General features: G+C 68.2%; 5 protein-coding genes. 4 read left to right on the top strand and 1 reads right to left on the bottom strand.

Going from position 1 to position 13,529, the window contains the following annotated elements; genetic code table 11:
- Window positions 1-77: 77 nt before the first annotated feature.
- The 4 genes from Q0907_RS07880 (at window position 78) to Q0907_RS07895 (ending at window position 11,904) form a co-directional block, all read left to right on the top strand.
- Window positions 78-5,975, top strand: a complete 5,898-nt coding sequence (locus Q0907_RS07880; RefSeq protein WP_299343078.1) for an OmpA family protein — start codon at window positions 78-80, stop codon at window positions 5,973-5,975.
- Window positions 5,976-5,986: 11 nt separating this feature from the next.
- Window positions 5,987-9,700 (top strand): hypothetical protein, encoded by a 3,714-nt coding sequence (locus Q0907_RS07885; RefSeq protein WP_299343080.1) that lies wholly within the window; start codon window positions 5,987-5,989, stop codon window positions 9,698-9,700.
- Window positions 9,701-9,836: 136 nt separating this feature from the next.
- Window positions 9,837-11,102: an MFS transporter gene (locus Q0907_RS07890; RefSeq protein WP_299343082.1), complete on the top strand. Its 1,266-nt coding sequence runs from the start codon at window positions 9,837-9,839 to the stop codon at window positions 11,100-11,102.
- Between the two features lie 172 nt (window positions 11,103-11,274).
- Window positions 11,275-11,904, top strand: a complete 630-nt coding sequence (locus tag Q0907_RS07895; RefSeq protein ID WP_299343084.1) for a hypothetical protein — start codon at window positions 11,275-11,277, stop codon at window positions 11,902-11,904.
- A gap of 116 nt (window positions 11,905-12,020) precedes the next feature.
- Here Q0907_RS07895 and Q0907_RS07900 read toward each other — a convergent pair whose 3' ends face one another.
- The gene (locus tag Q0907_RS07900) at window positions 12,021-12,893 is read right to left on the bottom strand and encodes a hypothetical protein (RefSeq protein WP_299343085.1); all 873 of its coding nucleotides are present in this window, start codon (window positions 12,891-12,893) and stop codon (window positions 12,021-12,023) included.
- Window positions 12,894-13,529: the final 636 nt, after the last annotated feature.

The raw sequence follows: 13,529 nt of genomic DNA on the forward strand, positions 1-13,529 counted from the left end.
CGGTAGTTGGAGAACGATGGGCCGCCCTGGCCTGTCACGGGAACGGAAGGAAACGCATCGCCACGGTCTGCGTCCTGATGCTTCTGGCGCTGTTCCTCCCGGCCGCGCACGCGCAGGTCAAGAACGGCGGCTTCGAAACGCAGAACTTCTCGGAGTGGAAGCTCGAACGCTACACGCGCTCATCCAGTGCCCTGCCGGTCGTGCCGCCGACCAACAGCAGCCAGCTGACCCTGGGTGCGGTGCAGGAGACCGTTCCCAGCAGCAACACGGTCAACACCGCCTTCGGCGGCAATGTCCGCATCCTCACCGCGGCCGGCACTGCCGCCAACACCGGTGGCAACGGTGCGCGCTATCCCTTCTCCGGCACCGCGTCTTCGCTGCTGGGTGGCAACGGTGCGCGCGCCGCGTATGCGATGGAGCAGCAAGCGACGATGGTGCTGAGCGACGTCGATCCCGTCGACGGCAAGGTCCACCTGCGCTTCGCGATGGCGCCGGTGCTCAACAATCCCAACCATCCCGCAGGCCAGCAGCCGTTCTTCTTCGTCGAAGTCATCAATCTGACGAAGGGCAACACCCAGCTCTTCCATACCTTCAACTATTCGAACCAGGCCGGCATTCCCTGGCAGTCGTTCGGTGCCTACCAGTTCACCAACTGGCAGGGCTTCGACATCTCGCCGGGCAACGGACGGCTGGACGTCGGCGACCAGATACGGCTGAAGGTCTACGTGGCGAACTGCTCCGCAGGCGCCGCCGACCACACCGCCCAGGTCTACATGGACGTGTTCGGTTCGAAGATGCCGGGTCTCAGCGTGTCCGCCGTCGGCCCGTCGACGACCAAGCCCGGTGAGCAGGTCACCTACACCTACAACTACGTCAACAACTCGGGCGTCTATGCGCTCGGTTCGATCGTCCGCCTCGCGGCGCCGATCACCGAAAACGGCCTGCCGCTCACGTTCGTCCCCAATGCGTTTCCCGCGTCGTGTTCCGGTCCCCACGCCGGCACGGCCCCGCGCGCGGACTACATCGACTGTCCGGTCGGCGATCTCGTGGCCGGCGCCGGCGGCAGCTTCCCGGTGACGTTCACCGTACCCGCCGGTGCGGCGACGACCGGCCCGAACAACGTCATCAACAATGGCGACTACGATGTGCGCGCGAATACGGTCAGCCCTTTCATCGGGCCGCTCGTCAAGACCACGATCTCGCCGGCGAGCACCACGCTGATCGACCTGGGCGTCAGTGTCGGCAACGGCAACGTGCCGTCCTACCTGGTCGGTGGCGCGGTGGCCTACACGATCACCGTGACCAACCATGGTCCGGTCGACGCCAACGGCGCAAGCCTTTCGCAAAGCCTGAGCGGTGCGAACGGCACCGCCGCCTGGACCTGTGCGGTCCCGGGCGGCAGCACGGCCAGCTGCGGCGCCACCAGCAGTGGGTCCGGCACCCTGTCGACGGCCACCGCCAACCTGCCGGTGGGCCAGTCGCTGGTCTATACCGTCAACGGCATCACCGCGGCATCGGCCGGTACGCCGGTAGTGACGGTGGTCAGCGTGACGCCGCCCGCCGGGATGTCGGACAGCGTCGCGGCCAACAATACCGATGGCCTCAGCACGCCCGTGAGTGCCGCGCAGCACCTGCTCACCGCCCACACCACCGGTGCCGGCAGCGGACGCCTCAATGCCATTCCCGCGGTCTACGCCTGCCCGTCGGGCGGCGCGAGGACGGCCTGCAGTTCGGGGAACCTGGGTGAGGGGCAGGAGGCCTACCTCACCGCCGTGGCCGACAACGGTTCGCTCTTCAAGGGCTGGACAGGCGGATGCGCCAGCGTGACCGGCAACGAATGCCGCGTGCAGATGGGCACGCAGGACCTGCAGGTCACCGCGGACTTCGCCCGGGTCTGGATCGTCACGCCCAGCGTCGCCGGCGGCACCCTGGGCAACGCGGCGGCGCAGGTCATCGAGGACGGGCAGGGGACCAGCTTCACCTTCACCCCGACCACTGCAGGCCACGTTCCCACGATCACCACCCCGCCGGGCGCCAACACGTGCCCCGGCACGCTGAGCGGCCCGACCGCCGGCGCCTACACCTACACCGTCACGCCGGTGACGCAGGATTGCGCATTCCACGTTGCGTTCGCGGGCCAGCCACGGCTGGAAATCGCCAAGACCGCATCCATCGTCGCGCCCGCCGCGGCGTCCGTGGGCGTGCCGTTCGACTACACGATCACGGTCACCAACACGGGCGCAGGGCCGACCTCCGCCGCTGCCACCGTCACGGACCCGGTGCCGGCAGGCCTCACCCTCGGGACGCTGCCCGCCGGTTGCACGACCAACCCGGTCGGCAGCCAGACGGTGGTGTGCACCATCGCCTCGGGGCTGTCGAACATCGCACCCGCCAATGCCGCGAGCTTCGTGATCGCAGCGACGCCGCAGGGTGCCGTCAACAACACCACCGTGTCGAACACGGCCACGGTGACTGGCGGCGGTGATCCCGCCTGCGCCACCGCCGGCAGCTGTGCCAGCGCACCCGTGGATACGCCGATCGTCGCACCCCGCCTCGAGATCCAGAAGACCGGTCCGGCGACCGCGGTCGTTGCGGTGCCCTACGACTACCTCATCACGGTGACCAACTCGGGTACTGCCGCGACATCGTCGGTCGCGACGATGACCGACGTGGTGCCCGCAGGCCTGAGCATCGGCACACTGCCCGCTGGCTGCGCGACGAATCCGTCCGGCAGCCAGACCGTGGTGTGCGCGGTCCCGGCCGGCCTGTCCCATGCCGCGCCGGGCAACACGGCGACCTACGTGATCCCGGTGACGGCGACCGTGTCCGCGGCCGCCAGCGTCGACAACATCGCCAGCATCCAGGGCGGCGGCGATCCGGATTGTGCCGCGGGCTGCGCCAGCACGCCGGTCACGACGGCGCTGGCCGCACAGGCCCCCGTCCTGTCGATCACCAAGTCAGTGACATCGACCGGTCCTTATCGCCTCGGCAGCGTCGTCGCGTATCAGTTCGTGGTCGAAAACATCGGCAACCTGTCGCTCACCGGCATCGTGGTGAACGACGCGCGACTCGATGCGCCAGCCGTCTGCGCGTCGACGACGCTGCAGCCTGGCGACAGCACCACCTGCACGGGCGTGCATACCGTGACGGCGGAAGAAGTGGCCGCCGGCAACGTGCACAACAGCGCGACGGCCAGCGGTCAGCCGCCGACGCCGCCGGGGGGGCCGACGCCACCGGCCATCACCAGTTCTTCGAGCGAAGTGGACACGGCGACCGAACAGCTGCCGGCGATGACGCTGGTGAAGTCGGTGACGTCGACGGGCCCGTACCGCGCAGGCAGCACGATCGCCTACCGGTTCGAGGTGGAGAACACCGGCAACGTGACCCTGGCGAACGTGTCCGTGAGCGATGCGATGGCCGGGCTCAGTCCGCTGGCCTACGCGTGGCCGGGCCTGGCGGGACAGCTGCAGCCGGGCGAGAAGGTCGTGGCGAACGCGACCTACAGCGTGACGCCTGACGACGTGCTGGCCGGCCAGGTGCGCAACACCGCGATGGCCACGGGCCAGCCGCCCACGCCGCCGGGAGGCGCTCCGTCGCCCGGCGTGAGCACGCCGACCAGCAGCGTGGACACCGACATCCTGCCTGCGGTGAATGCGGTCGACGACGCGCCCGCCTCCGTGGATGGGGCTCGCGGCAATCCGTCGGTCGGGAACGTCTACGACAACGACACGATCAACGGTGTGGTGGTGGATCCGTCGCGCGTCACCGGCACGGTGACCACACCGGCGACCTCGCTCAACGGTGGTCCGGTCCCGGTCCTGGATCCGGCGACGGGCAACGTGTCCGTCCCGGCCGGAACACCGGCGGGCACGTACACGATCGGTTACCGCCTCTGCGAAGCGCAGACGCCGGACAACTGCGACGACGCGACGGTCACGCTCACCGTGACGGCCACGATCATCGATGCCGTGGAGGACGCGTTCGTCCCGATCCGCAGCGGCACGGGCGGGACCTCGCCCAGCGTACTGGGCAACGACACCCTGGGCGGTGGTCCTGCGCAGATCGGCCAGGTCACGCTGGTGCCGGGCAGTCCGCCCATCCCGGGACTGGTGATGAACCCCGACGGCACCGTCACGATGACCGCGGGCACGCCGCCCGGTACGTACCGTTATCCGTACACCCTGTGCGAAGTGCTGAACCCGGCCAACTGCGATACGGCCGATGCCATCGTGGTGGTCAGTGGCGAAGCGCTGCTGCGCGTGACCAAGGCCGCAGGCGTGCGCGACGTGCAGACCGGCGACCTGGTGCGATACACGGTGTCGGTCGAGAACCTCGGCGACGGTCCGCTGGTCGACGGCCGCATCATCGATACGCCGCCCGCGGGCTTCACCTACGTGGAAGGCTCGTTGTCGGTCAGCGACGGCGACAACGCCGCCACGGTGGCCGGCCAGTCTCCGGTGCGGTTCGAAGGCCTCGACATTCCGGTCGGTGGCAGCGCCCGCCTGGTGTACGCGATGCGGGTAGGCGCCGGTACGCGCGCCGGCACGCAGGTCAACCAGGCGCAAGCGGTGTCGTCGTCCGGTGAGCCGCTGTCCAACGTGGCGAGCGCCGACGTGATGCTGGTGGCCGACGCGATGGTGGAAGACAGCCTGCTGTTCGGCACGGTGTTCAACGACCGGGACGGCGATGGTTGGCAGGACAGCGCCACGCTGAGCGGTATCCGCGTGCAGGGAGGGTTCGCGTCGGCTGCCTACGTGGCGGGTTCGACCACGCTGGATCGCGGTACGGGTCCGCAGCCGCAGGCCGATGCCAGCGCGCCGCTGCTGCACGGCATCGTCGTGGGCACGGTGGAGGGGCGCCAGTCCGAGGCCGATGCCGTGAGCGACCGCCAGGTGGTGATCCGCCAGACGTTGCGCGAGCCCAGCTTCACCGACGACTTCGTGCTGAGCAGCGACCAGGGCGTGACCTTGCGGATGGACCGCCACGGCGTCACTTCGGTCGAAACGCGTGGCGACGCGGCCAAGGGCCTCACGGCGGCGATGCCCACGGTGGAGCGTCGTGTCGCGCAGGGCGCGGACGGCTACGTGGTGGACTACGTCATCGGCAACGCCGGTATCGAGGAACGCGGCGTGCCGGGCGTGCGCATCGCCACCGTGGAAGGTCTGTTGATCGAGACCGACCTGTTCGGCCGCTACCACCTCGCCGGCGTGTCCGGTGGCACGTGGGAGCGCGGACGCAACGTGATCCTGAAGGTGGATCCGTCCACGCTGCCCGCCGGCACCACGATGACGACGGACAACCCGCTGCTGCGCCGGGTGACCCCCGGTGTGCCGGTGCGCTTCGACTGGGGCGTGGTGCTGCCCGAACAGGTGATCGAAGGCGGCAGCGACCAGCTGGAACTCGAACTGGGCGAGGTGCAGTTCGCGCCGGGCAGCGCCGTGTTGCCCGCGCGCTACCAGCCGCTGGTGAGTGCCATGGCCGCCAAGGTGCGCGAGTACCAAGGCGGTGAGGTGGTGATCCAAGCCGATGGCGACAGCGAAGGACGCGCGTTCGATCGGGCCAATGCGGTCAAGGACGCCTTGCTGGCCCAGCTCGACGGGCCGGCGGCCAAGGCACTGACGGTGAGCGTCCGCGCAAAGCCGGAGGCGCCGGCGTCGCTGGTCGCCGGTGTGCGGGATGACGCCGCGCTGCTCGGCACGGTGCTGTTCGATACCGACATGGCGACGATCCGCGCCGAGTTCGCACCGCTGCTCGACGCGATCGCGGCCGCGCTCGAACGCAGTGGCGGAGGCGGCGTCGTCATCGTGGGCCACGCCGACCGGCGCGGCTCGCATGCCTACAACAGCGCGCTGGGAATGCAACGTGCGAAGGCGGTATTCGACGCCCTCGCCGGACGACTCAGCGCATCGGCCCGCGCGACGTTGCGGGTGGAAATCGAAAACGACCCGGTCGCGCCCGACGGCGCGCGGAACTGAGGGGGCGGGTCATGGACAAGCGCATGAAGATGAAGCTGTTGGACTACACGTTGATCACGCTGCTGGCCGGTGCGGCGCCGATGGTGGCCGCGCAGGAAGCGGCCACGACCGCGGACAACCCGGTGCAGGGCGAAGGCGCGACGGTCACGTGCGATACGGAACGCTGCACCAGCGAGGACGGATTGTTCTTCCGCCTGCGCACGCGCAGCTACGACGACCCGGTGACGCAGGCGACCGGCGCGCACGCCACCTCGGTCGCGCTGCAGCCTGACCGTCGCGTGACGGTGCAGGCGGCATCGCCGGCCAAGGCGGTGGTGACCGGCAAGTTCTCGATCGACCTGCCCGGCGGCGGCGCGATCTGGGCGACCGAAGATCCCACGCTCGGCCAGCCGGAACTGTCGGTGTCCGCACCGTCGTTCGCGGCGTTCGATGGCACGGGCATCCTCAAGCCGGTGCCGTTCTACGTACGCGGCAACTATCCGGCCTTCATCGCGCGGCTGGAGATCAGCGTGTATCGCGCGAGCGATGCGGACCTGATCGAGCCGCTGGCGACCGTGCCGCTGGATGTGGCGGCCGTGACGCGCGCCGAATGGGACGGCGCGCTTCCGGCCAAGTATCGCTTCCGCAAGGGCGATGAGCTGGTCTACGTGCTGCGCGCCACGGGAGCCGACGGCCAGGTCGACGAAACCCTGCCGCGCACGTTGCAGCTGGTGTCGCCGGAGGAAGCCGAACGCGGCGCCACCGCACTGCGCACGAGCACCGAGCGTCAACTGGGCAATGCACTCAGCACAGAGCAGGCGCAGGCGCAGAGCCTGATCGACGACGTCTTCGCGGGAAATGGCCTGCGCCAGCAGAACATCCCGCTCTACGGCTCGCGCGTGCGCATCCAGGGCCGCAACCTGCCCGCCGATGCTGCGTTGCGCATCAACGGCCAGGAATACCCGGTGGACCTGGAGCGCAAGTTCGTTGCCGAGTACCTGGTGCCGGTGGGCAAGCACCGCTTCGACATCGCGGTGGGCGGGCATGGCGACGGCGAAGCGCCGACGCCATCGCATTCGCTGGATATCGACGTCAGCGGCCGCTACTTCTTCGGCGTGGGCGTGGCCGACGTGACCATCGCGCAGAACAGGATCAGCGGTTCGTCGGCCTCGTTCCAGGGCGATGCGCGCTATCAGGACGATGTGATCAGCGACGGCCGGCTGGCGTTCTACGGCAAGGCGAAATGGCGGGGCAAGTACCTGGTGACGGCGCAGGCCGATACCACCGAACGCGATCTGGAGCGCCTGTTCGACGGCTTCACCCAGGCCGATCCGCAGGACATCTTCCGCCGCCTCGACCCCGACCTGTACTACCCGGTCTACGGCGACGATTCGAACACCTATCGCGACGTCGACACGATGGGGCGCTTCTACCTGCGCGTGGACTGGGACAAGAACCAGGCCCTGTGGGGCAACTATGCGACCGGAATCACCGGTACCGAATTCGGCCAGTACCAGCGTTCGCTGTACGGTGCGGCGCTCAACTGGCGCTCCAATGCCAGCAACCGGTGGGGCGATGCCGGCAGCGAACTGCGTGTGTTCGGGTCCCAGCCGGAGAGCGCGCCGGGCCACAATGAATTCATCGGTACCGGCGGCAGCCTCTACTACCTGCGCCACACGGACCTGCTGCCCGGGTCGGACGTGGTGACGCTGGAGGTGCGTGATCGCACCACCGGCCGTACCGAGAACCGCGTGGTACTGCAGCGGGGCACGGACTACGAGATCGACGAACTGCAGGGCCGCCTGCTGCTGACGCGCCCGCTGGCGCAGATCAGCCGCGACAACAATCCCACGCTCACGCGCGATGCGCCGCTCGATGGCCTGGAGCAGCGCCTGCTGGTGGACTACGAGTGGGTGCCGTCCGGTTTCGACGCGGACGAGCTCACTGTCGGCCTGCGCGGCAAGCACTGGTTCGGCGACCACGTCGGCGTGGGCGCGACCTACATCGACGAAAGCCGTGCGGGCGAGGACTACACGCTGAAGGGCGGCGACCTCACGCTGCAGGCGGGCAAGGGCACCTTCGTGAAGGCCGAGTACGCGCGCAGCGAGTCGTTCGGCCTGCCGGCATTCTTCTCCGACAACGGCGGCCTGAGCTTCATCCAGCAGAACGACACCGCGCTGAACCGCGAAGGCGAGGCGAAGGCACTGGAGGCACGCGCCAACTTCAGGGAACTGGGCTGGACCGAGCACGACTGGAGCGCCGGGGCCTGGTGGCGCCGCACCGACGCCGGCTATTCGGTATCCCGCTACGACAACGGCCTGCCGGTGACCGAGTATGGCGCCGAAGTGCTGGGCCAGTTCGACCAGAACATCCGCCTGTACAGCCGCTACACCCGCGCCGAACGCGGCACGGACACGCTGGACCAGGCGCAGGCGACGGTGGAATGGCGGATCAGCGACGACGGCACGCTGGGCGTGGAAGTGCGACGCGTGAACGAGGAAAGCGGCGCCGTCGATGCCGCCGGCACGCTGGCGGCGCTGAAGTACCAGCACCGCATCGGCAGCGCGTGGGACGTGTATGGCGTGGCCCAGTTCACCGTGGACGACGACGGCGGCCAGTATGCCGACAACGACGCCTACACCTTGGGCGCCAGGCATCTGTTCGGCGACAACTCGTCGATCGGCGCGGAAGTCACCGACGGCGATCGTGGCAATGCGGCGACGGTCAATGCCGAATACCGCATCACGCCGGAGCACACGTTCTATGGCGGCTACACGCATTCGACCGACACCACCGGCTACGACTCGCTGTTCAACCCGAAGGGGCAGAACGGCTGGACGCTGGGCCAGCGCTGGCGCATCTCGAATCAGGCCAACGTGTTCAACGAAAGCCAGTTCCTGAAGGAGCGCGACACGTCGGGCCTGGCGCACACCTTCGGCATGGATTTCTATCCGGCGCGCGGTTGGAACACGGGCTTCACCCTGTCGGAAGGCGAACTGGAGAACGCACGATCCGGTGGCGTGGTGGATCGCCGCGCGGTCAGCGTGTCCGGCGGCCACACCTCGCCGGAGACCGACTGGCAGAGCAAGCTGGAATGGCGTGAGGACACCGGTGCGGAACAGCGCGAGCAGTGGGTCAGCACCACGCGTCTGACCCATCGCTTCAGCGACAGCTGGCGCATCGCGGCCCGCCTGAACTATGCGGACACCGACGACCGGCTCAATCCGCAGGAAGGCGCCAGGTTCATCGAGGGCAGCGTGGGCTTCGCCTACCGACCCTGGAACAGCGAGCGATGGGGCCTGTTCGGGCGCTACACCTATCTGTACGACCTGGCGAGCATGGGCCAGCTGGGCGGCGCGGAGGTCGACCAGCGCTCGCAGATCGTCTCGCTGGAAGGTGTGTACAAGCACGACCAGCACTGGGAGTTCGCCGGCAAGCTGTCGCGTCGCGAAGGCGAGGTGCGCCTGGGGCGGGGCACCGGCGTGTGGCTGGACTCGGCCACCACGTTCGGCGCCGTGCAGGCACGGTACGAACTGCGCACCCGGTGGCATGTGCTGGGCGAGTACCGCTGGCTGGACGTCGAGGACGGCGGTGCACGGCAAGGTTTCCTGGTCGGCGTCGACCGCGACCTCAACAAGCACTTCCGCATCGGTGCGGGGTACAACTTCACCCGCTTCAGCGACGACCTGACGGACTTCGACTTCGATCATCGCGGCTGGTTCGTCAACATGACCGGTACGTACTGAGCGGTCCGGGTGCGGCCAGCATGAGGGAAGGCGGGTTTCGGTCCGCCTTTTCTTATGGCATCGCGTACGGTGCCGCAGGACACACCGTCCTTGCCCATGCGACGCGCTGTCGCAGGCCATCGCCGATAATGGGCGCATGGAATCCGTGAAGACTCGATCGGCCGCACCCGCTTCGCTCTGGTCCGGCCGCGGACTGGTGCTGCTCGGCATCGTGCTGTCCGCTTTCAACCTGCGTACCGCGGTCACCTCGCTGACGCCGTTGCTCGACATGCTGGGCGACACGTTCGGTTTCGGTGCCACCCTCACCGGCGTGTTCGGCATGCTGCCGACCGCGGCGTTCGCGCTGTTCGGCGTGGCTACGCCTGCATTGGCGCACCGCATCGGCCTGGAACGGACGGCGCTGCTGGCCATGCTGCTGGCGATGCTCGGCCTGCTGCTGCGCAGTGCGGCGGGCGACACGACGGCCCTGATGGCGGCTTCGCTCACCGCGCTGGCCGGCATGGGCATCGGCAACATCGTGCTGCCGCCGCTGGTGAAGCGCTACTTCGCCGACCGCGTGGGTACGGTCAGCACGCTGTACATCACCGTGCTGCAGGCCGGCACCATCCTGCCGGCGCTGGTTGCCGTGCCGGTCATGGAAGCGGCCGGCTGGCGCGTCTCGCTGGGCCTGTGGGCGGTCTTCGCCGCCGCGTCGGCGGTGCCGTGGTGCCTGGTGCTGTGGCAGGAGCGACAACGCAACACCCCGCTCGCCCGCGCGCACGACGCAGCGGTTGCCGTCGATGATGAAGCGCCCGAGCTCGCGGCACCGCGACCACAGGGCCGCGCATGGCGCTCGCCGGTGGCGTGGGGCATGGCGCTGATGTTCGGCATGACCTCGCTGGTGACCTATTCGATGTTCACCTGGCTGCCCAAGCTGCTGGTCGAAGCAGGCGGCACGCCGGCGCTGGGCGGCACCATGGTGGCGCTGTTTTCCACGCTTGGGCTGGTGGCCTCGCTCACGATGCCGCTGATCGCCGTGCGCATGCGCAATCCGTTCATCGTGGTGGTGGTCTGCGCGGGCTTCTACGCCGCGGCGTTCGCCGGCCTGCTGCTCGCACCGATGGCGGCACCTGCGCTGTGGGTCGCGCTGCTCGGCCTGGGCCCCAGCACGTTCCCGCTGTCGCTGACGATGATCAACCTGCGCACGCGCACGCCCGAAGGCTCCGCGGCGCTGTCCGGCTTCATGCAGGGCGTAGGCTACACGCTGTCGTGCGCTGGACCGCTGGCGTTCGGCCTGCTGCACGAACACACGCATGGGTGGACGTGGCCCATGACCTTTCTCGCCGCCTGCGTCGGCGTGCTGCTCGTCGGCGGCTATCTCGCCTGCAGGCCGCGGTATCTGGAAGATACCTGGCACGCGTAGGAGGGGTTGCGCCGCAGGCGATACTCATCATCGTGGCCTCCATCTGGTGCTTGATGGGTATCGCCTGCGGCTCAACCCATCCTACGAACTGGACGATACGTGGCAGTGATCTGCGGCGCCGGTCGGCCGGCCTCGGCGTCCACACGAGTTCCCCGTTGACACTTCTTTGGCGGTGACGAAATACTCCGCGTCGCCTTTGTCCGGCAAGGGGTCGCCAGTGCCAACCATCTTTCTGCGCGCGTGCGCGGCGGCTTCCATTCTGTGCGCTGCTTCATCCTTGTCCTCTTCACCCGTGCCCACGACGGATTCGGGCAGTGCCGCTGTCCAGCTTCGGGAACTGCAGCCGCTCATCGATAACGATTCCTTGAAGGTACCCGAGCTGCTGCTTGGGTCCGATGCCTGCGCCGTCAGAGTGCTGTCCGGGGTACTGCTTTATCGTCGCGATCCCGACGCCTATCGCAATGCGCTGTTCGCCGAACTCGTCATCGACGACTACGCGGAACGGTCGGCAGGCAAATACAACGACGTCGACAAGGACGAGGCCATCGCGGCCATGGACGCAGCCTCGGTCGCGCCGGAGGGCATCAGCGACCAGCGCATCCAGATGGTGCTCGGCTTCTGCGCCCTTCGGGACAAGAATTTATGGATGAAGACCCCAGATGGAAGCCGCCTCTCGTTGGCCCGCTTCTTTCGTGGGGCGGCATTGGCCTCACTGCTCACGGGTACGGATGAAGACGCGGTCGCCATCACGAGCGCCATCGACGCCCATACCGCCCGCTCGCATGCTCCGCCGGATTCTTAGAGCTTACAGCCCGAGGGTTGGGTTGAGCAGAAGGCGATACCCATCATCGTCACGGCATACGGTGTGCGCGATGGGTATCGCTGCGCTCGACCCATCCTACGAATCCACGCCGCGCATCACCCCAGCTTGATTTCCAGTTTCGCCTGCATCTGCTGGCGGAACTTCGTCGCCAGCGCGGCGAAGCCCGCGCCCGTCGGGTGCATCTCGTCGAACCACTGGTCGCTGCGGGTCAGCACGCCGCGCAGGTCGACGAAGTCGAAGACCTTGCCGGTGGTGCGGTCGTCGCGCAGCGGCACCAGCACGCGCTCGACGAAGCCGTCGATCAGCAGGCGGGCGAACTCGCGTTGCTGTTCGATGCGTGGCAACACGTGCGCAACCTTGTTGCCGATCCACGGGCCCACGCCTTTCTTGAGCAGGGCGGCGGCGCCCAGGTTGCCCAGGGTCAGCTGCGCGGCCCGTCCCAGCTCGCGCGGGTAGTCGTAGGTGTGCGCTAGGATGGGGGTGTGCGGGCGGATGGCCTGGAAGGCGGTGATGAAGGCGCGGTAGCGGTCGAGGACCTCGGCATAACGACCTGTGTCCACGACACGCTGGAACGCCGCCGCCGGGCTCATCGGTGCCGCCGCGCGGAACGTGGCCTGCAGGAAGGTGTCGACGAAGTCGTTGCCGCCTGCGCTGACCAGCACCAGGTCGAATTCGAACCCGCGATACCACGTGGACAGGTCGCGGATGCCGCTGGCCGTGAACATGTCGGTTGCCAGATCCCCGCTGTCCTCGGTACGGAAGAACAGGCCGCCCGCCCCGAACAGCGGCACGCCCTTCTTTTCGTCCTCCGGCGCGGGGTACACCAGCCAGTCCAGCAGGTTCATCGACAGTGGCGTGGAGAACCACGAGTCGCCTTCGCAGAACACGATGGGCGTGGAGGCGAAGGCGGCGGGCTTGCGGGCGAGGGCGCGGTACAGCGTGCGGAATTCACCGCGGCGGGTGGTCATCAGTGACTGAGAAGCGGGCATCGGGTGTCTCCATGGGGCAGGGGTCCCCTGAGGGGAGCAACGCACGGAGTGGGCCATGGCGGCCGTCACGCGCTGCGGACGACACTGCGCGCGGTGATACTGACATGGTGCGGGTGACGACTCGCCCCACGGAAGCGGCGTGCGAGCCTCAAAGACTCGCCGGCGACCTTCCGATGCCCAGCGTCGAGTCGCATGCGCCTCGGGTGCGACTCGAAAATCGTCGAGGGCGAGTGTCCACGCTTCGGGGCTGCAAGCCTCCACGGGTCGGCCGCCAAGCCTTGGGTGTCGGCCGCAAGGCACGAAGCCTCGCGCTTCACCAGCCGCATGTCGGTGGCGAGGCTTCGGCCCTTGAAGCGACAAGCGTATCTGGCTCGCGCGCGACATTTCTTGTGTCGCCGGCGAAACGCTGGAGGTCACGCGCGCGCCTTTTTCGCTGACGGGTGCGAATCGGAATCTCGCCGGCGAGCCGTCGAGGCTCGACGACGGCGGGCCGACGTTCGCTGCGGGCACCTTGAAAGGGGAGGGTGAGCCTGCAAGGGTTGGACGCTGGTCACCGCACCTGTGTTCCGGACACGGGCGACCGCCGTTGGCTTTCCCATACCGGTGGTTTACAGG

The sequence above is a fragment of the uncultured Pseudoxanthomonas sp. genome, from assembly GCF_947498795.1.
In the GTDB taxonomy this organism is placed as follows: Bacteria; Pseudomonadota; Gammaproteobacteria; order Xanthomonadales; family Xanthomonadaceae; genus Pseudoxanthomonas_A.

Excerpts from the sequence above, each read along its gene's own strand:
- Q0907_RS07880 (WP_299343078.1), top strand. The coding sequence starts at position 78 with ATGCTTCTGGCGCTGTTCCTCCCGGCCGCGCACGCGCAGGTCAAGAAC.
- Q0907_RS07900 (WP_299343085.1), bottom strand. The coding sequence starts at position 12,893 with ATGACCACCCGCCGCGGTGAATTCCGCACGCTGTACCGCGCCCTCGCC.
- Q0907_RS07885 (WP_299343080.1), top strand. The coding sequence starts at position 5,987 with ATGGACAAGCGCATGAAGATGAAGCTGTTGGACTACACGTTGATCACG.
- Q0907_RS07890 (WP_299343082.1), top strand. The coding sequence starts at position 9,837 with ATGGAATCCGTGAAGACTCGATCGGCCGCACCCGCTTCGCTCTGGTCC.